Origin of the sequence: Allobosea sp. NPDC003192 (assembly GCF_050275675.1) — a bacterium.
Classification (GTDB): Bacteria; Pseudomonadota; Alphaproteobacteria; order Rhizobiales; family Beijerinckiaceae; genus Allobosea.
On record NZ_JBNNPK010000021.1, the window covers coordinates 100,510 to 123,354 of the forward strand.

Consider the following 22,845-nt stretch of genomic DNA (forward strand, 5'->3'; position numbering starts at 1 on the left):
GCGCACGAACCGGCAGTCCCCCATTTTGATACGTTCGGGCAGCTGCTCTTCAGGGTTTCTCAAGGCATGGCCATCACTGGCGGCCTCGTGATGGTCGGCATCGTCGGCATGTCTCTGATTTCGCTGCTCGGCCGCAAGCTCTGGGCCTCGCCGATCCTCGGCGATGTCGAGATCGTGCAGATGCTGGCAGCGCCCGCGCTCGCCTGCTTTTTCGCCTTCTGCCACCTGTCCAACGGCGATGTGCGCGTCGGCATCATCGCCGACCAGTTGGGTCCGGCCTGGTCGAGAAGGCTCGATGCGCTCGGCTCGCTGTTGCTCGGGCTGGTCGCAGCTCTCATCGCCTGGCGCACTGCGGCGGGGGCTGTCGCATTGCACGAATCCGGCGAGACATCCGCCCTGCTGTCGTGGCCGATCTGGCTGTCGCAGGCCCTTGTCGTCCCGGGCTTCGCCCTCCAGGCGGCCGCCGGCCTCTATCTGGCCGCCCGGCCGTTCATCGACGACAGGAGCGGCGCGTGAGCCATAGCAGCATCGGTTATCTCGTATTCGCAGGCCTATTGCTTCTGATCGCAGTGCGGACGCCGATCGGCATCGCGATGTTTGTCGCCGGCGCCGTTGGCTATTGCCACCTCATCGACTGGAACTGGGCGATCTTTCTCGCTTCGCTGAAGAACCTCGCCTATGCGCGCCTCTCCAACTACGATCTGGCGGTCATTCCCCTCTTCCTGCTGATGGGGCAGTTCGCCACCCATGGCGGGCTCAGTCGCGGACTGTTCAATTTCGTCGGCGCCTTTGTCGGACATCGCCGCGGCGGCATCGCCTATGCGGCAATCGGTGCCTGCGCGGGCTTTGGGGCGATCTGCGGCTCGTCGGTCGCGACAGCCGCGACGATGGGCCAGGTCGCCCTGCCGGAACTCAGGCGGCACCGCTACAAGGGCAGCCTCGCAACCGGCGCCCTCGCTGCCGGCGGCACGCTCGGCATCCTGATCCCACCGTCCATCCCGCTCGTCATCTATGCGATCCTGACCCAGGAATCGATCGGCAAGCTTTTCACGGCCGCTGTCGTGCCGGGCCTGCTGGCAACGCTCGGCTACATGATCGTCGTTCGGATCATCGTCAGCCGGGATCCGGAGGCGGGCCCCGCAGGCCCGAGGGCGAGCTGGTCACATCGCCTGAGCACCCTGCTCGGGGTCATTCCGATCCTGCTGGTCTTCGTCATTGTCATCTTCGGCATCTATGCGGGCTGGACCAATGCGACGGAGGCTGCCGCCGTGGGGGCGGCGGCATGCGGCGTGATCGCCGTTGCAAAGGGAGGCTTCGGCTGGCGCGCTTTCGCCGACAGTCTGCTCGGCACGGCCCAGTCGACTGCGATGATCATGCTGATTCTGCTCGGCGCCGACATGATGAACACCGCACTTGCGGTCTCGCAGCTGCCGGCCGAGCTCGCCTCCGCAGTTTCTGCCAGCGGGCTGCCGCCGCTCCTGGTGATCGCCGGTATCCTGCTGATCTACATCTTCCTGGGATGCGTCATGGACTCGCTCGCGATGATCCTGCTGACCATCCCGATCTTCTACCCGGTGGTGATGGGTCTCGACTTCTTCGGGCTTTCGGCCGCCGACAAATCCGTCTGGTTCGGGATCCTGGCGCTGACCGTGGTCGAGATCGGCCTGATCCATCCGCCCGTAGGTCTGAATGTCTACATCATCAATCGGATGGCGAAGGACGTGCCGCTGGCCGAGACGTTCAAGGGCGTGATCCCCTTTCTGGCATCCGACTTCATCCGCATCGTGGCGTTGGTGATGTTCCCGGCAATCTCGCTCTTTCTCGTGCGTTATGCTGGCTAACCTGGGAGGAAACAAGGAATGTCAAGCCGTCGATCACTGCTGATAGCGTCTCTCGGCCTGGCCTTAGCGAGCCTGAGCGGCTTCGCGCACGCACAGACCGTGACGTTGAAGGTACATCACTTTCTGCCACCCAACTCGACTGCCCAGAAGCAGCTGATCGAGCCCTGGTGCGCAAAGCTCGCCGCGGAATCCGACAATCGCCTCAAATGCCAGATCTATCCGAGCATGCAGCTCGGAGGCGCGCCGCCCCAGCTCTTCGACCAGGCGCGGGACGGCATCGCGGACATCGTCTGGACCCTGCCGACCTATCAAGCCGGCCGCTTCCTGAAGTCCGAAGTGTTCGAGCTGCCCTTCATGACGAAGAACTCGGCCGGCAGCAGCGAAGCGTTCTGGGAGTATGTACAGCGCTATTCGCTGGAGGAGTACCGTGGTCTGCATCTGCTTGCAGCCCACGTTCATGACGGCAGCCACGTCCATACCACCGGCAAGGTCATCAAGACCATGGAGGATATGAAAGGACTGAAGCTGCGCGCGCCGAGCCGCATCGGCGCCAAGGCGTTGGCTGCGCTCGGCTCCGTCCCGATCCAGATGCCGATCCCGCAAGTTCCGGAATCCCTCGCCAAGAACGTGATCGACGGTCTCTCCTCGCCTTGGGAGGTCATGCCGACGCTCAAGCTTGAGGAAATAACCACGAAGCATACGGAGACCCCGCCGGGTCAGGCCAAGCTGAGCAATGCCATTTTCATCCTCGGGATGAACCAGGCACGATATGATTCCCTTCCCGCGGATCTGCGCGCCATCATCGATCGGAACAGCGGCGCCGTGCTCTCCAGACAAGCGGGACAAGTCTGGGACAGCACGATCGAGCCTGCGCGGCAACTCGCCAAGGCGCGTGGCAATACCTTCACGACGCTGACGGATGAAGAGTATCAACGCTGGATCCGCGCCACCGACCCGGTGATCGCGGATTGGATAAAGGAAGTGCGGACGAAAGGGGCTGATGGCGAAGCCCTTCTCAAGGCCGCCCGCGCATTGGTGACGGAATACAGCAGCAAGTAGAAAAGCATCCCGGCTTCCCCGGCGCCGCAATCGTGGCGCCGGGTTCCCTGTCAGATGGTCTCGAGAGGCATTCGACGGACTACCGGATCGGAGCCGACTGAATGTAACCCTTCGGGCGGCTATCGCTGCCAACGCCGCAATGGGTCTCAATACAGGGCAGCCGGCCGTAATCCGCCTGCGGCGCGAAAGGAGCGTCCTTGGTGCGGGAGCCCAGCTGGCGCTCGCTGGCGACCCGACCGCTCAGGATCGCATCAGCACGAAATCGAAGTTGGAACGCCACAGCGCGGCTCCACCGCCATTGCGCTCGAACGGGGCGATGAGCGTCTCCTTGACGCCGAAAACAGCATCGGAGCCGATATAGGGATCGCCGGCTACGAAGGTGTGGGTCATGACCTTCTGAAACCCTTCGGCCGTCACGATGAAATGCATATGAGCAGGGCGATAAGGGTGACGACCGAGATGCCCCAAGCCGAATGGGAGAAAGGCATCGCATTCCTGACGAAGACCGGCCAGATCTGCAGTGGGGAGCGGCAGGAATTCATCCTGCTGTCGGACACGCTCGGCTTCTCGATGCTGGTGGATGCGATCAATAACCGGCGGCCGTCAGGCGCGACCGAAAACACGGTGCTCGGCCCATTCCACGTGGCCGACGCGCCGGTGGCCTTTGCCAACCCGACGGTCGAGCCGCCGCCGATCGCAACGAGACAATCGGCGCCTTCCGCCGCTCCCAGCGCGACCTCCGTCACCTCGACCGGTGTGTGCATCCTGGCACCGCTGAACAGGCCGTGGGCGAGCGTTCCGAGTTCGGCCTGCAAAGCCTTGCCTTGGGCCTCCTGATCCGGCGTCGTCAGCACGAGTGCTCGGCTGAGGCCGAGCGCCGAGAGTTCGGCGCGGACCGCATGTCGTACCCCTGGGCCAACGCAGACGCGAACCGGCGGCTGGCTTGGCTCGAAGCCGGCATGAAAGATGCGCATAGCTAGACGGCCTTCCTGACGAATCCGGCGACCTGGCGGTAGCTCGCGGCCACCTCTTCGAGTTCGGCCGCTGAAATCAGGTCCTCGATCCGATCCTCCGGACCTTTGACCCGTGCGGCTGCGATATCGAGCACGCGCTCGGGCCCGGCCTTGCGATTGTTCAGAACAACGTTGGTGGTGATCGGCCGACGGATCGCCTCGTAGGCGATCAAGCCTTCAGGGCCAGGCTGCTCTGCAAGGCGCTCGGCCAGAACTTTGGCATCGAGGATCGCCTGAGAGGCGCCATTCGCGCCGATCGGATACATCGGGTGGGCAGCATCGCCGAGAAGGCTGACCCGCCCCCTCGTCCACCAGGGAAGAGGATCCCGGTCGATCATCGGATACTGTGTGATCTTGTGTGTGTTTCGTAAGAGCTGGGCGATATCGAGATCCGGCATCTGGAAAGCGAGAAAGGAGGCGATGAAGTCGCGGTCCCCCTCGCGGGTCCAGTCCGCCTCGTCCGCTGCGCGGGGCTGGTCGTGGCGCACCTCAGCCACCCAATTCACCAGCGCCTTGCCTTCGTGCGACGCCCGCCCGCTGATGGGATAGCACACGAATTTCACATTATGGTCGCCGGCGATGAACATCGTGCGCCCATCTGCGAACGGCTCTTGCAGATTGGCGCCACGCCACATCATCGTCCCTTCGTAATGCGCGGGCCCTTCGTCGGGATGAAGCTGTTGCCGCACCTTCGAGCGAAAGCCGTCCGCTCCGATCAGGAGATCGCAATTCGCCGCCGTTCCATCTGCGAAGAGAACACGGACATCGCCCTCATCCTGCGAGAAGCCGGAAATGGCCTTGCCGAGGGTGACCGTCCCGGCACCGAGGCGGCGCCGCACGGCATCAAGGAGCAGGAACTGCAGCTCGCCGCGATGGATGGAGTACTGAGGAAACTCAAAGCCAGCCTCGACCGAGCGTGGGTCCGACTGGATGAGATGGCCGAACCGCGTCCGATATTCGATGGCGCGCGTTCGTATAGCCGTGTCATCGAGCGTATCCCCGAGGCCGAGTCCATGCAGAACGCCCGAGGCGTGGGGCATAACGTTGATGCCGACGCCAAGAGGTTGAAGTGTATCGACCGCCTCGAACACCTCGACCTGGAAGCCTTTCCCGTGAAGGCAAAGCGCCGCCGTAAGGCCGCCGATACCGGCGCCCGCAATTGCGATCTTCATTGAGCATCCTCTCCCCAGCCGTCGACGTCAGCCGGCCGGGCTCTCACACGCCTGCTGGGTTCTCTTGCAAATGGCTCGCGAAGGCGCGCCTGCTCCAGCCACTGGTCGGCACATGCTGGCTGAGCGCTGCTGCGCCGCGTCCATCCAGCATGCCGATCGTCGAACCGACGCCATGACGCTTCCCCCTCGGACAGGGATGACGATATCCCGCCTGCCGATTTAGTCAAGCTACCTGACGAAATTACGCGAGGGTGTCGTATCTGATTCCATAGGAAGCGAGGCCCGCCAGGATCGCTTCCATTGTCCTGTCGCCGAGCTCGGTGCGCATCTCGCGTTCCGCGACGTCGACGGCATCTCGAAAGGCAGCGAGCCAATCACGACCAGCGACAGTGAAGCTGACGATCCGGGCGCGCCGATCGCTCGGATCGACCGAACGCGCAACCAGCCCCATGGCCTCGCATTGGTCGACAAGCTCGCCCATGGCCTGCTTCGTCATCGATGCTCGGCGCGCCAGTTCCGTCAGCCGCGTCCCTTCGAGATCCAGATTACGCGTCAGGCTGACATGCGCGATCCTGGTTTCCCCATGCCCGCTATGTGCCATCAGTTCGAGCACGCGTTCCTCAAAGCGCCGCACGGCATTGTTGAGTAACCTTCCAATATTGGCGTGTCGCCAAGCTGCTTCACCGTTCGACAAGTGCCCCATCAATCTCTCTCCAGTTGCCGCCGAACACCACCGAGGCGACCACAGTGGTCAAGAGAGGGCCGCCGCGCCAGCGCTGCATCGCCTCCAAGGTGAAGGCAAGAAGCTCATTGCCCAACATGCCGCCGAGCAAGAGCGCGCGCCTGCATGAAGAACGGCAGCGCCGGTATCGAGAAAGTTCAACTACTGCACGATGATGGCCGGCAGGCTCTGCCCCTGAACCAGGAGGGCGATTTGCCGTGACGACTAGCGCATGGCGGCTCGCCATGGCGAGCAGCATCAAAACAGTTAAGGAGACGATGGGCAAGACTCATGCGACCTGCTCCTCCGATGGCACACACAAGAGCCTCTCCAGATCCTCGACCTGTTGGAACGGGACGATTGCGAGCGGACGCTGCGCTGATACGCGTTCTTCTCCAGGGAGTTGCGGCGATGATCAAATCGCTTAGCGTTTGCTAAGGCCGATCCTACTAAGTAGTGGGAATTATCGCTCCGTTCTGTTGGATTCGCGCGCACCCGTGCCCCTTCTACGCAGACATAGCGGTCGCTTAGTGGATCCGGAACTGATCATCCGGATGCTACTAATCGGATACTGCTCCTGCATCCGCTATCCACGGCGCCTGTACGAGGAGGTTCAGTTGAACCTCACTTATCGCGGTTTTGCCGCCTTGGGCTCGAAGGCAATCAAAACAGACGCTCGGCTTGGCTGTCGCCGATCATGTCGGCCTTGGTGCGCCAGTCCTATCGAGCTTCAACCTCGACCTTCAGCCTCCGAAAACTCAACATATGACGGCAACCACAGTCTCTACTACCAGATATAGCCTCACATGCGATCAGTGATCATGCTAAGCGGTTCGCTGCCAATCGGCCCAGCTGGGCCGGTCTAGGTGGAATAGATCCGTCGTCCGAGCGTACACCCCTCCGCCGTGCATGCGGGCAACGAGTTTAAGTGCTTCGGTGTCGATGTGGCAGCGTTCCTGGTTTAGCACGAAGCGGTCCTCGATATGAGCGCGCAGGACGCGCCCGATGACGATCATCTGCAAGGGACCGGTCATAAGAGAAGAGAGATTCGTGCATTCGAACGCGACCTCAGCTCCAAGGATGCGCGGCGGCGCAACGAGGTCCGACGGGACTGCCTCAAGGCCAGCCAATATGAGTTCGTCCACCTCTGGGGGCGCATCGATGCAGGTGACGTTCATCGCCGACGCGTGGGCTTCCGACACAAGGTTCACGACGAACTCACCGGTTTCCAGGATATTCGCGGCAGTGTCCTTGAGTACGCGGCCGTTCGGCATAATTCCTATGGCAATTGTCGGCGGATCATTGCCCATCATGTTGAAGAAGCTGAACGGGGCCGCGTTAACCAGACCGTTTCGCGATTTCGTGGTGATCCAGGCAATTGGCCGCGGCACGATCGTCGCTGACATGATCTTGTAGCGGTCCTGGGGCGGCAAGGTTTCCAAATCGAACAGCATCTGACGTCTCAGCCCCGGTTCTGGCCAGGGCCACGATCGGAGGTGAGCACGGCGTGCTTGGGTCGATCGTCGACGGAAAGTTGGAAGACGTCCGGTCGCGCGTAATGTCCCGCCACGTCGAAATCGAACTTACCGCGAACAACAGCCTGTGAATCGAGATCAGCGTATAGAATCGTCTCACCATCAAAGCTTGGCCCGGCAAGCACCGTGCCGAGCGGATCAATGATGGCGCTGCCGCCGCGCATGAGAACGGTCGAAGGATCATTGCCGAGCGCGCATTCGTCGGTCGCGGGGTAAGCCGCGCGGGTAATGTACTGGCAGGCGGTGAGGACGAAGCAGCGTCCTTCCAACGCGATATGGCGCATGGAGGGAAGCCAAGTCTCGCGGTCATCGGCCGTCGGTGCACAGTAAATGCTGACTCCTTGCGCAAACATATGCATGCGCAGCATCGGCATGTAATTTTCCCAGCAGATCACCGCGCCGATACGCCCGAGCGCCGTTTCAAACACCGGCATGGTCGAGCCGTCGCCGAACCCCCAGATTAGCCGCTCGCCTGCGGTGGGCATCAGCTTGCGGTGCTTGCCCAGAAGGCCGCGCTCGCCGTCTAAGAACAACACGGTGCAATAGAGCGTGCCACGCTCGCGTTCGATGCAACCCATCACCACAAAGAGGCCGGTGCGCGCCGCCGCTTCCGCGATCAGGGTCACCTCCTCGCCATCGATCTCAATCGCTTGCTCCCAATAGCTGCGGAATGCCTCGCGCCCCTCCGGCTTGCGCATACCGACAGGCGCGCCGAAGGAATTCCCCTTTGGATAGCTGCCTAAGAAGGCCTCGGGAAAGACGATGAGCTTCGCTTCAGCCTTCGCTGCCTCGTCAATGAGCGCGGCCGCCTTTCGAGCCGATGCGAGCGGGTCGCCTGGGATGGACGCAGCTTGCGCAACCGCAGCCCTGTAGACGGGCAAGGTATCTTTGAACATGCGAAGATCGCTCACAGGTTGAATGGAGCGGCGCTGCCAGCAGGCCGCGCCGCCGAAGGATCACCGTGTAAACCCGACGGCTTCGACCAAGGCCGAGACCAGAACCCCGTCCGGTTCGCTCAGGCTAAGCGCGATGTCGAAGTGGTTATGGCCGGGCATCGCAATGAGTTCTGCACGGTGCCCGGCAATGACCCAACGGGCCGCATAATCGACGGTCTGACGCTGAAACTCAGAGGTCTCCAGCCCGCCGACCGAGGCGAGAAGCCTGGCCGCTGCATTCTCGGGAATGTGTCGGATCGGGCTGTTGCGCGCGATCGACGCATCGTCGAGACCTAGCCAGGCATCGACGTGTGTATGGCGCAATGGCTCGAGATCATGCAGACCGGATAGAGCGAGGGCCACTGTGATAACATTCTGAGGCACGTTGAAATCGGCGTGCCACCCACCCACCAGTAGCATACCAACCAGATGTCCCCCGGCAGAGGAGCCTCCTACGACGAAACCGCGTTCTGCCAGGCCGTATTGCGCTCGTTGGCGGTGCAGGAAGGCGACGGCTGCGCGAGTCTGGCGCACGATCTCGTCGAGCGTTGCCTGTGGTGCCAAGCTATAGTTCATGATGGCAACGCTGAAGCCACGCGCCTTCAATCCCTCGACGACGAAAGCATTGTCGTCCTTTGAACTCGCGCGCCAGTAGCCGCCATGAATCCAGAGGAAAAGCGGTGCGTGCGGGTCGGCTGGGTAGAGATCGAGAGTCTCGCCGCTCGCATCGTCATAGACGATGTCAGCAAAGCGCCGGTGGTTCCGCTGGACCTGCGCGCTGACCGCGACATATTTCGCGTATTCGGCCTCGAAGGAAGCGACGCTTTCACGCGCGTTATATTCGCGATCGAGAGCCGGATTGATGATGCCGCTCGGGACTAGGCGATGCTGCGCGTTCACCCTGCTGGCCTCCTTCACAACCCGAGATAGCGGTGTGCGAGCTCGGGGTCAGCATCAAGTTCGGCCGGCGTGCCAGCCCAAACGATAAGGCCCTTCTCGACAACATGATGCCGGTCGACCAGAGCAGCCATTTCCGCCAAGTTCTTGTCGACAACGACAATGGTCTGACCGGCCTGCTTCAGTTCGTGCAAGCAGCGCCAGATCTCGGCCCGGATCAGAGGCGCTAGCCCTTCGGTCGCTTCGTCGAGGATCAGCACCCGCGGATTGGTCATGAGTGCGCGCCCGACCGCCAGCATCTGCTGCTCGCCGCCGGACAAGGTCCTCGCCGACTGGCGCCGCCTTTCACCGAGGCGTGGAAATAGCTCGATGACGCGCGGCAAGGTCCAGTGCCCGGCGCTGCCGCCGCGGGCGGTGGCAACCAGGTTTTCCTCCACCGTCAGCGAAGCGAACACTCGCCGCCCTTCCGGCACCAGCCCGATGCCGAGCCGGGCGATGGCGTTCGGCGCCAGCCCGGACAGAGGGCGGCCAGCGAAGACGATTTCGCCGCTGGTTGGGCGGGCCAGCCCCATGATGGCGCGGATGGTCGTTGTCTTGCCCATGCCGTTGCGGCCGATCAGCGAAACGACTTCGCCGCTGCGCGCTTCGAAGGAGAGTCCGAACAGGACCCGCGCCTGGCCGTAGCCGGCCTTGAGGTCGCGTACGCTCAACATGTCCGCTTTTCTCCGAGGTAGGCGGCCCGAACTTCCGGATTGGAGCGGATTTCCTCGACCGTCCCGGTGAAGATGATACGGCCATAAACCAACACGCTGATGCGATCGGCCAATGCGAACACGGCATCCATATCGTGCTCGACGAGCAAGATGGCGTATTGGCCCTTCAGCGCGTCCAGTAATCGAGTCATTGCCGCCGATTCTTCCGGCCCAAGCCCTGCCATCGGCTCGTCGAGCAGCAACAGCTTCGGTCGGCGGGCCAGGGCGACGGCAATCTCGAGCTGCCGACGTTCGCCATGGCCAAGCGTCGCGACGCGCCGTTCCGCCTGCTGTCCCAGTCCGACTTCAGCAAGGCGGTCCCGGGCCTGCGTCACGAGAGCAGCCTTGCGACGTGGATTTGACAGCATGTCGAAGGAGCCGCCCTGCCGTGTCTCGATAGAGAGCAGGACGTTTTCCAACGCGGTGAAGTCTTGGCAGAGCTGCGTGATCTGGAAGGTGCGCCCCAGACCGAGCCTGGCGCGTAAATGAGCCTTCAGCCTCGTCACGTCGCGTCCGTCAAACCGAATACTGCCTGAATCCGGTCGCAATTCGCCGCATATCTGGGTGATCAGCGTCGACTTGCCGGCACCGTTCGGACCGATCAGTGCGTGGAGTTCTCCCTGGTTGATCCGAAGCGTCACCCCATCTGTTGCGACAAGCGCGCCGAATGTCTTGCGCAAACCATCGATCGCGAGGACTGGACCAGCGTTGCCCTGCGGCTCCTCAATCATGGCGCTCTCCGAAAATGCGCCCGGCGAGGCCGCGGCGACCGAACAGCGCCACGAGCGTCAGGATCGGCCCCATCACGATCATCCAATGCTCTGTCCAGACCGAGAGGATCTGCTCGAGCGCGATGAAGACGGCCGCCCCGGCAATCGGGCCTAGCAGCGTGCCGAGCCCACCGAGCACGACGATGGCGATGAACTCGCCCGACTTGCTCCAGGCTGCCATGTCGGGCGAGACGAAGCGGGCATAGTTGGCCCAGAGCACGCCGGCGAGGCCGGTCCCAACGGCAGAGATGACGAAGGCTGCGAGCCGGAACGGGAAAGGATCGACCCCGAGATTGATCGAGCGTCGCTCGCTCTGCCGCAGCGCCTGCAGGACGAGGCCGAAGCGCGAGTTCACGAGCCTGGCGCAGAAGGCCGTCCAGCCAACCAGCAGCGCGACGCAGACATAGTAGAAGGTCGTCGGCCGCGAGAGGTCGATGAGAGGCAGCGTATTGCGCCGGTCGAGCAGCAGCCCGTCATCGCCGCCATAGCTCTGCAGCGAGACGAGCACGAAGAAGACCATCTGCGCGAAGGCAAGCGTGATCATGATGAACTGCACGCCGCTGGTCTTCAGCGAGAGCATCCCGACGATCGCGGCCAGAAGCGCGCAGGCCACCAGCGCCAGCGGCCAGACGACCAGCGCCGCATTCGAGCCCGACCAGCCGAACAGCTGTTCGCCGGAGGCGGTGTGAAAGGCGACGATGCCGACGGCGTAGCCGCCGAGCCCGAAGAACATGGCATGGCCGAAGCTGACCAGCGCGCCATAGCCCAGGATCAGATCGAGGCTGACGGCGGCGATGGCATAGATGGCGATGCGGTTGGCGAGGCCGAGCAACCCGGCCGAGCCGGTCAGCTGGGCGAGAATGGGAGCGGCCAGCAGGAGGAGGAGCCCGCCGGCGATAACAACCAGGCGGAGACGGGAGGTCATCATCACCCTCACCCCCTCGCCGGCAGCAGGCCGTTCGGCCGCACGAGGAGGACGATCGCCATCAGCACGTAGACACTGGCCGACACCAGGCCGGCGCCGAGCGTGTCAGCGGTCGTCGCCGGCAGCGACAAGAGCAGGAGCTGCGGGATGTAGGCTCGCCCGAGGCTGTCGACCATGCCGACGAGCAGCGCCCCGACCAGCGCGCCGCGAACCGAGCCGACGCCGCCCACGACGATGACGACGAAGGTGGTGATCAGCACCCGCTCGCCCATGCCGATCTCGATGGCCAGCAACGGCGCCGCCATGACGCCGGCGAGGCCACACAGCGCTCCGCCCAGGCCAAAGACCAGCGTATAGAGCCGGCGGATATCGACGCCGAGCGCATCGACCATTTCACGGTCGTCGGCGCCGGCCCGGATCAGCATGCCGATGCGGGTGTGGTTGACGAGCGCCCACAGACCGATCGCGACCAGTGCCCCCACAATGATGAAAGCGACGCGCATCAGCGGATACTCGAGGCCGGGAAAGAGCGGCACCGACCCTTGCAGAAAGAACGGAATGTCCATCAGCGGCGGACGGCGGCCGAAGATCATGCTCACGGCTTCGTTGGTGAACAGGATCAGGCCGAGCGTCGCCAACACCTGATAGAGATGGTCGCGGCGATACAGCCATTGCACCACTGCGACTTCGACGAGCACGGCGTAGAGGCCAGCCCCGATCAAAGCGCCCGCGATGCCGACCATGAAGGAACCGGTGGAGAGGACCGCAAACGCCGCGCAATAGGCGCCGACCATGTAGAATGCGCCATGGGTGAGGTTGATCACCCCCATGATGCCGAAGATCAGCGTCAACCCCGACGCCAGAAGAAACAGCATAGATCCGTATTGCAGGCCGTTGAGTGCCTGCTCGACGAAGAGGGTCATCTCCACACACCCTTGTTGTACAGTGAATCAGGGATCAGACGTCCCGATCGGCTGTGGCGTGCTCAGTTGAGCTTGCACTGGGCAGCGTAGGCGTCGCCGTAGTCCTCGGCGATCTTGCGGACCATCGTCTGCACGATTTCACCGGACGGGCGCTTCTCGAACTTCGTCAGATAGTAGTCCTGCACCGGGTGCTGGTTCGGCCCGAAGGAGAACTTGCCGCGTACCGCCGTGAACTGCGCCGCCAGCAGTGCCTTGCGGAACTCGTCCTGCTTGCCGATGTCGCCATTCACCGCCTTGAGGGCGCTGCCGATCAGGTTGGCCGTGTCATAGGCCTGCTGGGCATACATGGTCGGCGTCCGCGAATAGGCCTTGCGGAAGGCGTCGACGAAAGCCTTGGAGGCAGGGTTGGTGGCCTCGGGCGTCCAGAGCGCGGAGGCATAGATGCCGTCAGCGGCATCGCCGGTCGCGCCGACCATATGCGCATCCATCGAGAAGGCCGGGATCAGCATGGGAATGCTCTTGCCCAGGCCGGCATTGGCGTATTGCTTGACGAAATTGATACCAGCGCCACCGGGATGGAACTGGTAGATCGCTTCGGGCGCCAGAGAGCGGATGCGCGCGAGTTCGACTGAGAAGTCAGTCTGGTCGAGCTTGGTGTAGATCTCGCCGACGATCTCGCCCTTGAAGGTGCGCTTGAAGCCCTCCAGCGCATCGCGGCCGGCCTGATAGTTTGGCGCCAGCAGCGCGACGCGCTTGTAACCGAGGCGGTTTGCGGAGAGGCCTGCCGCCTCGTGGAAGGCATCGTTCTGGTAGGAGGCGACGAAATAGTTCCGGTGGCAGCGTTCGCCGGCGAAGGAAGAGGGCCCGGGATTGAGGCTGACATAATAGCCGCCCGATTCCAGGACGCCCGGAACCACAGCAGCGAGCACATTCGAGAAGTTCACGCCGGTGAAGAGCTTGACGCCGGACTGGATCAGCCGGTCGGCGGCTTGCTTGGCGTTCGCCGGTTTCAGCGCGTCGTCCTCGACCGCGAGGGCGACGGGCACGCCGCCGAGCTTGCCGTCGGTCAAGGCGAGCTGGAAGCCGGCGCGGATGTCCTCGCCGATATAGCCGGCCGGTGTCGACAGCGTGGTGATGAAGCCGATCGTGACCGGGGCGCTCGTCCCGGCCTGGGCAAAAGCTGATTGTGCCATCGCGGTCGCCGCGGCCGATGCGAGGCTGGCGACGATCATCCTGCGTGTGAATGCGAACTTGTTCATGGAATCCCCTCCGTTTTGGCGCGGACGTTGCCGCTGCCCCTTTCGCGTTGATGCTTGGATTTCAGGCCGCCACGACGGGGTGGCGGATCTGTCCTATGCCGTCGACGCCGGCTTCGACCACGTCCCCCGGCCAGAGCCATTCCTGCGGCGTCCGCCCGGCCCCGACGCCGTCCGGCGTGCCGGTGGCGATGATGTCGCCGGCTTCCAGCGTGATTGCCGCGCTGATGTCCGCGATCAGGGTCGGGATCTTGAACAGCAAGTGGCGCGTGTTGGAGCGCTGCTTGGTCTCGCCGTTGACGGTGAGCCAGAGATCGAGCGCATGCGGATCGCCGACCTCGTCGGCGGTCACGATGCAGGGGCCGAAGGGGGCGTAGGTGTCCTGTCCCTTCGAATAGATCCACTGGCCGGCCCGGCGGTTGTCGCGCGCGCTGACATCGATCATCACGCTGTAGCCGAAGACGAAGCCCATCGCCTCGGCCTCGGTGACGCGGCGCGCGGTCCGACCCATGATCACCGCGAGCTCGACCTCCCAGTCGAGCTGCTGCGTGATCCTGGCGTTGTGCTCGATCGCCTCGCCGGGGCCGATGATGCTGGTCGGCGGCTTCGAGAAGATCACGGGCTGCTTCGGCAAGTCCTTCGACGTGTCGAGCGCGGCGGCCGATTCCGCGACGTGCTCGACATAGTTGAGGCCGATGCCGAAAATGTTCTTCCGCGGCCGCGGTATCGGGGCCAGCAGCCTGACATTGACGAGCGGAAAGGCTGAATGGGCGGGCCAGCGGCCACGATGCTGGTCCAGCAGCGCGCTCAATGAGGCCTGCCCGGCTGGGCCAAGATCGATGAGGTCGAGCATCGCCGAAGGCAAGGCGAGGCCGGCACCGGCGCCGAGCGTGGCAACGTCGATGACGAGGTCACCCTCGATGACGCCGAGGCGCGCGGCAGCTTCGATTGCGCTGCGATAGGTAACAAGACGCATGATTGGTAGCCCTCAGAGTGCGAGCGGCTGGTGGCCGCCATGGTCGCCGAACGCTTCCTCGCGATAGAGGCCGAGCGAGTTCATCACCGGCATGTCGTTGAAGGCGAAGAGGCAGGCATCGTCGCTGGCCGAAGCATTGGCATGCTCATGCCAGGCCCAGGACGGCACGCAGAAGATGTCGCGCTCCCGCCAATCGAAGCGCTTGCCGTCGATGACCGAATGGCCGCTGCCCTTGGCGACCTGGTAGATGAAGCTGCCGGTGTGACGGTGCGCCTTGGTCTTCTCGCCCGGCCGCAGCATCTGCATCGAAGCGCCGATGGTCTGCATCACCGGCCCGCCCGTGACCGGATTGACATAGTTCATCAGCACGCCGTCGAAGGCCGAGCCGTCCGTCACCTTGGCAAAGCGCGTCAGCGCCTCGTAGGTCGGGGCCCATTCGTATTTCAGCAGCGGCGAGTAGGGCTTGCCCCAGTCATGGCCGGCTGGCCGCAGGCCGGGATTGCCCCAGGCGCCGGTCATGTCGTCGACCGGATAGCCGACCGCCTGGCGCAGGTCCGGATGGACAACGTAGAAATTCGCTTCCAGCGTGTTGACCAGCGGGATGTCGAGACCGTCCTGCCAGATGCAGGGTGAGCCGTCCGACGAGACGCCGTGCTCATGCCACGTCCCGTTCGGGGTCAGCACGAAATCGTTGGCGCCGAGTGTCATCTTGTGGCCGTCGACGATGGTATATGCGCCCGAGCCCTCCATGATGAAGCGCAATGCCGAAGCCGAATGCGCGTGGGCGGACGCGACCTCGCCGGGATGCATCACCTGCAGGCCGGAATAGAGCCAGCCCACGGCGGCAGAAACGTCCTGCCGGCCGGGATTGTTCAGGTAGATCACGCGGCGGCCGGCCTTTTCGGGCGTCACCAGCTCGACCGAGCGCAGGACATGCTCGCGCAAATCGCGATAGCGCCAGAGGACGGGAACGGAGGCCGATTTCGGCGCCCACGGCTCGATCTTGTTGGCCACGGTCCAGAGCGCGCCCGCTTCGAGCGCCTCCAGCTTCTCGTAATAGGCCAGCAACTCTGGCGTGTCCTCGACGTTCGCGCGTCCGGCGACGTCCTCTCGGAAGTTCTGCCTCGAGGCGGACATGGTGACCTCCTTCTTCATTGCGGTGAGTTTCGGTAGCATGAGTTATTTTCGAAAGAAAGTTCTTTTTGCGTTTTTAGTCGCCATCATGTAAAGAGTGCAAGGCGGAACGAATCGGGGCGCGCGAATGAAACGGAATGGCTCGCAGAGCGCAGGGCAGGAACTTGAGGACGCCCCGGAAGCGGCTTCGACCCTTGCCGAAGTCGCTTATCGGCGACTGCGCGCGGATATTGTCGCCGGCGTTTTCGAGCCGGGCCAACCTCTGCGGCTCGAGTTGCTCAAGCAACGCTACGGATTGAGCTTCTCGCCGTTGCGTGAAGCAATGAATCGTCTCCAAACGGAGCGCCTCGTCATCACAGCCGCGCTGCGCGGCTTCTCGGTCGCACCGGTATCGGTCGAGGAAATGTGGGACGTGATCGAGACCCGCGTCCTGATCGAGTGCGAGGCCCTGAAGCGCTCAATCCGCGATGGCGACGATGATTGGGAGGCGAGAATCGTGGCTGCTTTCCACGCGCTTGATCTTCAGGTGCGTCGCCTCGGAGCGGCAAGTGGCGAGCGGGCGGACGAAGACCTGTCCGCGCTGGAAATACGCCACAAGGAGTTCCATCGCAGTCTGATCGGGGCCTGCAACTCGCATCGCCTGCTGAGCTTGGCCGATCAGCTCTACGTCGAGACACAGCGCTATCGGCTGCCAACGCTGGCCGGGAAGGTGCCGGCTGCGGTCCGTGACGTGACCCTCGAGCATCGGCACATCATGGACGCGACGCTAGGCCGCGACACGCCAAAAGCCCAGGAACTGCTTGCCGCGCATTACCGGCGGACCGCCCAGTTCATCGAAGCCAAGCTGTTCGACGCCGATGAGATCAAGATGGCATCGACGGTTCTGCGCCTTGAGCCTGAAGCCGGATAAGCCGCGCTCAGCACCGCAATCACATCTCGATGACGAACGCATTCCACAATGACAGGGAGGACTACATGGATCGTCGCGCATTCTCTTTTTCGATGCTTGGCCTTATTGCCTCGGCGGCAACCGCGCGGGCACAGTCCTTCGCATTCCTAGACTATACCCAAGACGCGCTCGACAAGGCCTACGACCAGCGTGTCTGGGCGTCAAACGCATCGGAAGTCATAGCGCGCTACACAACTGATAGTGCCTCGGTCCGTAAGCGCTTTCCTCCCCGCACGGAGCGATACGGCAATGGTCAGGCCGAGACACTCGACATCTTCGCTCCAGAGGGAGCCAAGGGCCTGCCGGTCATGGTCTTCATTCACGGCGGGGCCTGGCGTGCATTGACACGCGAGGACGTCTCCGCGCCGGCTCCGACCTTCGTTCAGAATGGCTGCCTGTACGTCGCGCTGAATTTCGACAATCTGCCTGTCGTGCGCTTACCGGACATGGCCGATCAGTGCCGACGTGCTTTGATCTGGATTGGAAAGAACATCGCCAATTTCGGCGGCGACCCGGACAAAATCTTCATCTCCGGCCATTCATCGGGCGGACATCTTGCCGCGGTCTTGTTGACAACCGATTGGCACGCCCTCGGGGCTCAAGCGGATATTATCAAGGGCGGAGTCGTGATGAGCGGCATGTACGAGCTGTACCCTGTGCTGCTTTCGGCACGCAGCTCCTATGTCAAACTGTCGCCCGCTGAGATCGCGGCACTCAGCCCGATGCGCCATCTGAACCGGATCGACAGCAACGTCATCGTCGTGATTGGTGAAAAGGAGAGTCCGGAATTCCGGCGCCACTCCGCTGAATTCGCAACAGCGCTCGCAGGCATGGGTCGCCTCGCGCAACGCGTTGAACTCGCAGGAAAGAATCACTTTGAGGTTCCAGAAGCTCTCAATGACGCAAAAACCGATATCTCCAAGGCAATATTGAAAATGATGAAAGATTAACGGCACTCTCCGGAAGAGAAATATCTAGATTATCATCCGTGCCAATTTAAATACGACTCTAGGCTAGATGTTTATTTCTGATTATTAATCCAAAGAATACATCCCGTCCGGCGAGTAATTAGCTTATAAACCAAACGGCTGCAGCGCCGTCTGGTTTACTAGCGAGTTCGATTTTTTTATATACGCGGCTCCACTGGATTAGATACTTCTTATCGGGGATAGCGTTCTACCTGAAATTCGAGGCACTCTGGAACCAACGACATTGGGAGACGAGAAGTGCCTGACCGTGTCCCTGATATTTCGCTGTTCCGGTACGCGCTGGCCTCAGCTGAGCATGAGAGTTTTCGTCGGGCGGCTGCGGCACTGAACGTCCGGCAATCGACAGTCAGCCGAGGAGTTCGAAGCCTTGAGCACAGCGTCGGACTGAAGCTGTTCGAACGGGATCACTCCGGCATAAGGCCCACATTAGCCGGCCACCGTTTCCTAGAAGAGGCGAGCCTGGGGCTCGACCACCTGAAGCTGGCGCTGCAGCGTGCGGAGGCATTGCAGCGCGGGGAGCACGGTGAGCTGACGGTCGGAGTCAGCGTGCCGTTCAACTTGTTGGGTGACCTGTTCGAGCGGTTCCGCGCAAACCATCACGACGTATCAGTCAAAATGGTTGAGACCACCACGAATGCAAGTCGATCCTTGGTTCAACAGCGAAAAGTAGATATAGCTTTCATCGCGAATAATATTGGACATGGAGCGCCTCGCTCATTTTATTTGCGCGACGAGCGCCTGACCGCGGTACTCCCGAAATCCCATCCTTTGGCTGGTGCGAGCCGGGTTAGCCTCGAAGAACTTCATCTGGACATTCTCAGCGTGCTCGGCTTGTTCGCCGGATGAAGCCGCCGGGGAATCGGCCAGCGGAGATACAGGATGCCGCTTTTGGAACGCTGCAAATAGGCCGGATTGAACACAAGAATGCCCCACCAGAATGTCCCACCGGCACAATCCTCTGGCTAAGGCATTGATCTGAAACGGAATGGTGGGCCGGGCCGGACTCGAACCGGCACCGGCGCTGTTATGAGCAGCGAGCTCTAACCATTGAGCTACCGGCCCGCGGCAGGCCTAGCATTCGCCGCGCCGGGCGGCAACGCCCTCACGCCCCTCCGATCAGGATGCCCGCCGCCAGCACCAGCGCGCCGCCGAGCACGACCTGGAAGGTGGCGCGGGCGAAAGGCGTTTCCATGTAGCGGTTCTGGATCCAGACGATCGCCCAGAGCTCGATGAAGACAACCACGAGCGCGATCGCAGTCGCCGTCCAGAAGGACGGGATCAGATAGGGCAAGGCATGGCCGAGGCCGCCAAGCGCGGTCATCACGCCGGAGGCCAGCCCGCGCTTCAGGGGCGAGCCGCGGCCGGACAGCTTGCCATCGTCATGCGCCGCCTCGGTGAAGCCCATCGAGATGCCGGCGCCGATCGAGGCCGAGAGCCCGACCAGGAAGGTCGTCCACGGATTCTGCGTCGCGAAGGCGGTGGCGAAGATCGGAGCCAACGTCGAGACCGAGCCGTCCATCAGGCCGGCGAGGCCCGGCTGGACCCAGGTCAGCAGGAACTGCCGGTGCGCGGTGGCGTCTTCCGTCGAACCGACCTCGCCCGCGAGATGATCCTCGGCGAGTTCCTCCGCCTTGCTCTCATGCCCGGCTTCCGCCCGCGCCAGATCGCCGAGCAGGCTGCGCGTCTGCGCATCCGTGCTGCGCCCGGCGGCGGCGACGTAGAAATCGCGCGCCTGGCGCTCCATCGCCGCGGCCTCCTCGCGGATGCGATCGAGCCCGAGCGTCTCGACCAGCCAGACCGGCCTGCGCTGGTAGAAGTCGGCGACATGCTCGCGCCGGATCGGCACCACCACCTCGCCGAAGCGGCGGCGATAGTCGTCGATCAGACGGCGGCGATGCCCGTCCTCTTCGCCCGCCATGTCGTCGAACACTGCCGCCGAGGCCGGATAATCCTTGCGCAGCTTTTCGGCATAGACGGCGTAGATGCGGCCATCCTCCTCTTCCGAGGCGATCGCCAGCGCCAGGATCTCGCGCTCGTTCAGGCTGTCGAAGCGGCGCCGGCCACTCAGGCCGGCGGGCAGGAACCGGGATAGCATCGCGACCTCCTTTAGAATCATTCTAAAATATAGGCCGCTCTGCGCTCCCGCAAGCCACTCCAAACGCAACGCCCCCCGCCTTGCGGCGGAGGGCGTCATGACGTCGGCTGATGGATCGCGTGCGAGCCGTCAGGCTGCCCGTGCCTGCTCGTGATCGTGCTCCGCCCCGCCCTCGCGGAAGCTGAAGCGGGCGATGTGTTCCTTGAGCGAGCGGGTCTGCTCGTCGGTCAGGGCGAGCGCGGCATTTGTCTCCTCGACCAGCGCGGCGTTCTGGTGCGCCATGGTGCCGATCCCGTCGATCTCCTTGTTGATCGTCGAGACGTCGCTCGCCTGGCCGCGGGCCGTCTGCGAGATGCCGTTCATCAGCGCCGAGAGATCGTTGACCGAGGTCAGGATGCTGCCGAACACGGCCGAGCTCTGCTCGACGAGGCCGACGCCGACCTTGACGTCGCCATGGGCGGCCTCGACCAGTTTCTTGACGTCGTTCGAGGCGTCGGCCGAGCGCTTGGCGAGGCTGCGCACCTCGGATGCGACGACGGCGAAACCCTTGCCGGCATCGCCGGCGCGGGCCGCTTCGACCGCCGCATTGAGAGCCAGCAGATTGGTCTGGAAGGCGATCTCGTCGATCATCGAGATCACTTCCGAGATCTTGCTGGAGGAGGTGCGGATGCGCTGCATCGCTTCCAGCGCCGAGGCGACGACCTGCTCGCCCTGCTGGGCGCGCTCCTCGGCGCTCTGGGCCATGCCGACGGCGTCGGCGGCGTCCTTGGCGGTCTTCTGGACATTGGTCGCGAAGGCGCCGAGCTGGTTGGTGGCCACGGAGACGGCGTTGCTCTCCTCGCTGGTGCGCTCGGCGAGGTCGGTGACGCCGTCGAGGATCTCGCTGGTCGCGCTGCGCACGGCCGAGACGGTCTCGGAGAGGCGCGCCAGCGTGCTCTCGAACTCGCCGGCGAGGCTGTTCGTGCCGTTCTTGAGCTCGGCGAAGGCACCCTGGTAGCGGCCCTCTACGCGGGCGACCAGGCGACCGTCCGAAAGCTGGCCGAGGACCTCGCAGGTCTCGGACAGGCCGGTCTGGACGGTTCCCAGCAGCTCGTTGACCGAGCCTGCCAGCGCGTTGAGCTCGGCATCGGCGAAATTGGCATCGACGCGCCGGCTGAAATCGCCCTGCGCCGCCGCGGCAACGACCACGCCGAAGGCTTCCCCGAGCTCCGCCATCATCTGCCGGCGCTGCTCCTGGGCCCGCTCCTCGTCCTCGACCTTTGCGAGTTCGGCGGCGCGCAGCGCCACCGCGTTGTCGCGGAAGAGCAGCACGCTCTTCGAAATGTCGGCGATCTCGTCATTGCCTTTCGTGTCGACGGCGGTCTCGAGCTGCCCGTCGGCGATCGCCCTGGTCGCGGCCCAGAGCTTGTTGAGGCGGCCGACGATCTGGCGCCGGACATAGAACAGCGACAGCGCCAGCGCGACGACGAGCGAGCCGAGGCCTATCATGCCGAGCCAGAGCTTGCTGGTCTCGATCAGCTCCTGTGTCGAGCCGGCAGCGGCCTGAGCCTCGCCGCGCGCACCCTTGACCAGGCCGTCGACCTCGCCGCGCAGCCGAGCGGCCGCCTGGTCGACCTCCTTGAGGCCACGCGTGATCGCCTCGCGGGTAGTGATGTCGCGGTTGCGGATGTCGACCAGCCCGTCGCTGCCCTCACCGACAGCGATCAGGTCCTCGACCGTCTTGGCTCGCGCCTTGTTGGAAGTGATCTTCTCGGCATCGGCCAGCAGGGTCCGCAGCCGGTAGGCGATGCCGTTGAAGCGTTCGCGGGCGAGGCCGAGCTTCTCCTTGTCGCTGATCTGCGCGATCTCGCGCAGCACACCGACCATCTCGTTGACATTGGCCTGCAGCGTGCGGGCCAGGTCGAAGATGGCGAAGTCGCGATCCATCAGCGTCTTGACCGCGCCGGTCAGCGCCTCACCCGAGAGCACGCCGAGATCGTCGAGGCCAAAGGTCACCGCGAACTTGGCCTGCTCGGCCTCGCCGCTGGCGGCCTTGACGAAGGCGTCATAGGCGGTGCCGAGCTTCTCCAGCACGGCGGCGGCCTCTGCGTTGTTGCGCAGGCGCTCGCCGGTCAGGTCGTTGAGGTCGTTGATCTGGCGGGAGAGGTTGTCGAGCGCGGCCTGCGCCTTCTTGTTGTCGACATTGCCCTGCTCGCCGATCTTGCGGACGAGGTCGAACTGGCGGGCCTCGACCTTGTCGAACTCGCCGGTCAGGGCTGCGCGCTCGCGCACGGTCTGCACTTCCATGAAGCGCGGCGCCAGCGCGGTCGAGGCCGTTGCCGCCTGGGAGAGTTCGAGCGCCAGCTCGACCACCGGCATCTTGCGCTCGACCATCTCGGCAACCGTGCTGCCGACGCGGCCATAGGAGAGCCAGGCGACCAGCGAGGCCGCGATCGTCAACACCGTCAGGACGCCGAGCGCGGCATAGATCCGCGCGGCGATCCCGATGCGCGAGCCCTTCTGGCGCGCAGGCTTCTCAGTCTTCGACATTGACGCGGTACTCCTGAAGGCATCCCCGGCAGCGCGGCGCTGGCCGGGATCGGACGCGGACAACGGGGCAGGCGGCTGACGAGGGTCAGCCGCGGAATGGATCTGAATGCGATGCTGAGCGACAGCGGCTCGTCGGCGCGGCGCCATGGTCAGGCGGCAGCGCGAGCCGAGCTTCATGCGCCGGCAGATGACGGCGGCCGATCATGCAGGACCTCCCAGCCCCTGGCAGACCGGCCCCGATGGACCGATCGACGGCAGAATTGCGGGGGTTCGCTTAAAGAACGTTTAAGTTGCCGGATTCTTCTGAATCACTCGGCGATAGGGTGAGGTTACGGGTTGTTAGGAATTGCCGAGCGCGCGAACCCCTCCCCCTT

General features: G+C 63.5%; 21 protein-coding genes, 1 tRNA gene and 4 pseudogenes. 8 read left to right on the top strand and 18 right to left on the bottom strand.

What is annotated here, in order from left to right; genetic code table 11:
- Positions 1-66 precede the first annotated feature (66 nt).
- The 3 genes from ACQKLX_RS24255 to ACQKLX_RS24265 are packed head-to-tail and all read left to right on the top strand — an operon-like array spanning position 67 to position 2,900.
- Positions 67-516 carry a TRAP transporter small permease gene (locus ACQKLX_RS24255; protein WP_427364120.1) on the top strand — a complete coding sequence of 150 codons (450 nt, stop codon included), beginning with the start codon at positions 67-69 and terminating at the stop codon, positions 514-516.
- Entirely contained in the window at positions 513-1,841 is a 1,329-nt protein-coding gene (locus tag ACQKLX_RS24260) for a TRAP transporter large permease (protein WP_427364121.1), read from the top strand. Before ACQKLX_RS24255 ends, ACQKLX_RS24260 begins: the two co-directional genes overlap by 4 nt.
- Positions 1,842-1,859: 18 nt before the next feature.
- Positions 1,860-2,900: a TRAP transporter substrate-binding protein gene (locus ACQKLX_RS24265; protein WP_427364122.1), complete on the top strand. Its 1,041-nt coding sequence runs from the start codon at positions 1,860-1,862 to the stop codon at positions 2,898-2,900.
- Positions 2,901-3,140: 240 nt separating this feature from the next.
- Here the strand turns inward: ACQKLX_RS24265 and ACQKLX_RS24270 are convergent.
- Positions 3,141-3,368: pseudogene (locus tag ACQKLX_RS24270) on the bottom strand (dioxygenase family protein); the annotation flags it as partial.
- On the opposite strand from ACQKLX_RS24270, the pseudogene ACQKLX_RS24275 reads away from it, so the two are divergent.
- A pseudogene (locus tag ACQKLX_RS24275) lies at positions 3,360-3,560 on the top strand (dioxygenase); the annotation flags it as partial. The pseudogenes ACQKLX_RS24270 and ACQKLX_RS24275 overlap by 9 nt on opposite strands.
- 41 nt (positions 3,561-3,601) lie before the next feature.
- Here ACQKLX_RS24275 and ACQKLX_RS24280 read toward each other — a convergent pair.
- The 4 genes and pseudogenes from ACQKLX_RS24280 to ACQKLX_RS24295 form a co-directional block, all read right to left on the bottom strand.
- Positions 3,602-3,874: pseudogene (locus ACQKLX_RS24280) on the bottom strand (maleylacetate reductase); the annotation flags it as partial.
- Positions 3,875-3,876: 2 nt separating this feature from the next.
- Positions 3,877-5,085 (bottom strand): flavin-dependent oxidoreductase, encoded by a 1,209-nt coding sequence (locus ACQKLX_RS24285; RefSeq protein WP_427364123.1) that lies wholly within the window; start codon positions 5,083-5,085, stop codon positions 3,877-3,879.
- Between the two features lie 241 nt (positions 5,086-5,326).
- A complete protein-coding gene (locus ACQKLX_RS24290) occupies positions 5,327-5,788 on the bottom strand; it encodes a MarR family winged helix-turn-helix transcriptional regulator (RefSeq protein ID WP_427364124.1) in 462 nt (153 codons plus the stop codon).
- Positions 5,766-6,092 carry a hypothetical protein gene (locus ACQKLX_RS24295; RefSeq protein WP_427364125.1) on the bottom strand — a complete coding sequence of 109 codons (327 nt, stop codon included), beginning with the start codon at positions 6,090-6,092 and terminating at the stop codon, positions 5,766-5,768. The genes ACQKLX_RS24290 and ACQKLX_RS24295 overlap by 23 nt, the downstream gene beginning before the upstream one ends.
- Before the next feature lie 197 nt (positions 6,093-6,289).
- On the opposite strand from ACQKLX_RS24295, the pseudogene ACQKLX_RS24300 reads away from it, so the two are divergent.
- Positions 6,290-6,459: pseudogene (locus ACQKLX_RS24300) on the top strand (transposase); the annotation flags it as partial.
- Positions 6,460-6,630: 171 nt separating this feature from the next.
- On the opposite strand, the gene ACQKLX_RS24305 reads toward ACQKLX_RS24300, so the two are convergent.
- From ACQKLX_RS24305 to ACQKLX_RS24350, 10 genes are all read right to left on the bottom strand, one after another.
- On the bottom strand, positions 6,631-7,260 hold the full coding sequence (locus ACQKLX_RS24305) for a flavin reductase family protein (RefSeq protein WP_427364126.1): 630 nt from the start codon (positions 7,258-7,260) through the stop codon (positions 6,631-6,633).
- Positions 7,261-7,268: 8 nt separating this feature from the next.
- A complete protein-coding gene (locus ACQKLX_RS24310) occupies positions 7,269-8,237 on the bottom strand; it encodes a carbon-nitrogen hydrolase family protein (RefSeq protein ID WP_427364127.1) in 969 nt (322 codons plus the stop codon).
- A gap of 60 nt (positions 8,238-8,297) precedes the next feature.
- Positions 8,298-9,176: an alpha/beta hydrolase gene (locus ACQKLX_RS24315; RefSeq protein ID WP_427364128.1), complete on the bottom strand. Its 879-nt coding sequence runs from the start codon at positions 9,174-9,176 to the stop codon at positions 8,298-8,300.
- Between the two features lie 14 nt (positions 9,177-9,190).
- Positions 9,191-9,886 carry an ABC transporter ATP-binding protein gene (locus tag ACQKLX_RS24320; RefSeq protein ID WP_427364129.1) on the bottom strand — a complete coding sequence of 232 codons (696 nt, stop codon included), beginning with the start codon at positions 9,884-9,886 and terminating at the stop codon, positions 9,191-9,193.
- Positions 9,880-10,656: an ABC transporter ATP-binding protein gene (locus ACQKLX_RS24325; RefSeq protein ID WP_427364130.1), complete on the bottom strand. Its 777-nt coding sequence runs from the start codon at positions 10,654-10,656 to the stop codon at positions 9,880-9,882. The genes ACQKLX_RS24320 and ACQKLX_RS24325 overlap by 7 nt, the downstream gene beginning before the upstream one ends.
- Entirely contained in the window at positions 10,649-11,620 is a 972-nt protein-coding gene (locus tag ACQKLX_RS24330; RefSeq protein ID WP_427364131.1) for a branched-chain amino acid ABC transporter permease, read from the bottom strand. Before ACQKLX_RS24330 ends, ACQKLX_RS24325 begins: the two co-directional genes overlap by 8 nt.
- 8 nt (positions 11,621-11,628) lie before the next feature.
- Positions 11,629-12,543: a branched-chain amino acid ABC transporter permease gene (locus ACQKLX_RS24335; protein ID WP_427364132.1), complete on the bottom strand. Its 915-nt coding sequence runs from the start codon at positions 12,541-12,543 to the stop codon at positions 11,629-11,631.
- A gap of 62 nt (positions 12,544-12,605) precedes the next feature.
- Entirely contained in the window at positions 12,606-13,802 is a 1,197-nt protein-coding gene (locus tag ACQKLX_RS24340) for an ABC transporter substrate-binding protein (RefSeq protein WP_427364133.1), read from the bottom strand.
- Between the two features lie 61 nt (positions 13,803-13,863).
- On the bottom strand, positions 13,864-14,775 hold the full coding sequence (locus ACQKLX_RS24345; RefSeq protein WP_427364134.1) for a fumarylacetoacetate hydrolase family protein: 912 nt from the start codon (positions 14,773-14,775) through the stop codon (positions 13,864-13,866).
- Positions 14,776-14,787: 12 nt separating this feature from the next.
- Positions 14,788-15,912, bottom strand: a complete 1,125-nt coding sequence (locus ACQKLX_RS24350) for a cupin domain-containing protein (RefSeq protein ID WP_427364135.1) — start codon at positions 15,910-15,912, stop codon at positions 14,788-14,790.
- 124 nt (positions 15,913-16,036) lie between these two features.
- Here ACQKLX_RS24350 and ACQKLX_RS24355 point away from each other — a divergent pair, with 124 nt between their 5' ends.
- The 3 genes from ACQKLX_RS24355 to ACQKLX_RS24365 all read left to right on the top strand — a co-directional run bounded on the left by ACQKLX_RS24355 (position 16,037) and on the right by ACQKLX_RS24365 (position 18,693).
- Positions 16,037-16,819: an FCD domain-containing protein gene (locus ACQKLX_RS24355; RefSeq protein WP_427364136.1), complete on the top strand. Its 783-nt coding sequence runs from the start codon at positions 16,037-16,039 to the stop codon at positions 16,817-16,819.
- Between the two features lie 65 nt (positions 16,820-16,884).
- A complete protein-coding gene (locus ACQKLX_RS24360; protein ID WP_427364137.1) occupies positions 16,885-17,808 on the top strand; it encodes an alpha/beta hydrolase in 924 nt (307 codons plus the stop codon).
- A 276-nt stretch (positions 17,809-18,084) separates the two neighbouring features.
- Positions 18,085-18,693 (top strand): LysR family transcriptional regulator, encoded by a 609-nt coding sequence (locus ACQKLX_RS24365; RefSeq protein ID WP_427364138.1) that lies wholly within the window; start codon positions 18,085-18,087, stop codon positions 18,691-18,693.
- A 140-nt stretch (positions 18,694-18,833) separates the two neighbouring features.
- On the opposite strand, the gene ACQKLX_RS24370 is transcribed toward ACQKLX_RS24365, so the two are convergent.
- From ACQKLX_RS24370 to ACQKLX_RS24380, 3 genes are all read right to left on the bottom strand, one after another.
- A tRNA-Ile gene (locus tag ACQKLX_RS24370) sits at positions 18,834-18,909 on the bottom strand.
- Between the two features lie 40 nt (positions 18,910-18,949).
- Positions 18,950-19,942, bottom strand: a complete 993-nt coding sequence (gene mbfA / locus ACQKLX_RS24375) for an iron exporter MbfA (RefSeq protein ID WP_427364139.1) — start codon at positions 19,940-19,942, stop codon at positions 18,950-18,952.
- A gap of 129 nt (positions 19,943-20,071) precedes the next feature.
- Positions 20,072-22,471 (bottom strand): methyl-accepting chemotaxis protein, encoded by a 2,400-nt coding sequence (locus ACQKLX_RS24380; protein ID WP_427364140.1) that lies wholly within the window; start codon positions 22,469-22,471, stop codon positions 20,072-20,074.
- Between the last annotated feature and the right edge of the window lie 374 nt (positions 22,472-22,845).

What these genes read in the sequence shown, in the direction of transcription:
- ACQKLX_RS24290 (WP_427364124.1), bottom strand. Translation starts at nt 5,788, where the DNA reads ATGGGGCACTTGTCGAACGGTGAAGCAGCTTGGCGACACGCCAATATT.
- ACQKLX_RS24285 (WP_427364123.1), bottom strand. Translation starts at nt 5,085, where the DNA reads ATGAAGATCGCAATTGCGGGCGCCGGTATCGGCGGCCTTACGGCGGCG.
- ACQKLX_RS24335 (WP_427364132.1), bottom strand. Translation starts at nt 12,543, where the DNA reads ATGACCCTCTTCGTCGAGCAGGCACTCAACGGCCTGCAATACGGATCT.
- ACQKLX_RS24255 (WP_427364120.1), top strand. Translation starts at nt 67, where the DNA reads ATGGCCATCACTGGCGGCCTCGTGATGGTCGGCATCGTCGGCATGTCT.
- ACQKLX_RS24330 (WP_427364131.1), bottom strand. Translation starts at nt 11,620, where the DNA reads ATGACCTCCCGTCTCCGCCTGGTTGTTATCGCCGGCGGGCTCCTCCTC.
- ACQKLX_RS24380 (WP_427364140.1), bottom strand. Translation starts at nt 22,471, where the DNA reads ATGTCGAAGACTGAGAAGCCTGCGCGCCAGAAGGGCTCGCGCATCGGG.
- ACQKLX_RS24320 (WP_427364129.1), bottom strand. Translation starts at nt 9,886, where the DNA reads ATGTTGAGCGTACGCGACCTCAAGGCCGGCTACGGCCAGGCGCGGGTC.
- ACQKLX_RS24305 (WP_427364126.1), bottom strand. Translation starts at nt 7,260, where the DNA reads ATGCTGTTCGATTTGGAAACCTTGCCGCCCCAGGACCGCTACAAGATC.
- mbfA (WP_427364139.1), bottom strand. Translation starts at nt 19,942, where the DNA reads ATGCTATCCCGGTTCCTGCCCGCCGGCCTGAGTGGCCGGCGCCGCTTC.
- ACQKLX_RS24265 (WP_427364122.1), top strand. Translation starts at nt 1,860, where the DNA reads ATGTCAAGCCGTCGATCACTGCTGATAGCGTCTCTCGGCCTGGCCTTA.
- ACQKLX_RS24310 (WP_427364127.1), bottom strand. Translation starts at nt 8,237, where the DNA reads ATGTTCAAAGATACCTTGCCCGTCTACAGGGCTGCGGTTGCGCAAGCT.
- ACQKLX_RS24325 (WP_427364130.1), bottom strand. Translation starts at nt 10,656, where the DNA reads ATGATTGAGGAGCCGCAGGGCAACGCTGGTCCAGTCCTCGCGATCGAT.
- ACQKLX_RS24355 (WP_427364136.1), top strand. Translation starts at nt 16,037, where the DNA reads ATGAAACGGAATGGCTCGCAGAGCGCAGGGCAGGAACTTGAGGACGCC.
- ACQKLX_RS24350 (WP_427364135.1), bottom strand. Translation starts at nt 15,912, where the DNA reads ATGTCCGCCTCGAGGCAGAACTTCCGAGAGGACGTCGCCGGACGCGCG.
- ACQKLX_RS24340 (WP_427364133.1), bottom strand. Translation starts at nt 13,802, where the DNA reads ATGAACAAGTTCGCATTCACACGCAGGATGATCGTCGCCAGCCTCGCA.
- ACQKLX_RS24360 (WP_427364137.1), top strand. Translation starts at nt 16,885, where the DNA reads ATGGATCGTCGCGCATTCTCTTTTTCGATGCTTGGCCTTATTGCCTCG.
- ACQKLX_RS24345 (WP_427364134.1), bottom strand. Translation starts at nt 14,775, where the DNA reads ATGCGTCTTGTTACCTATCGCAGCGCAATCGAAGCTGCCGCGCGCCTC.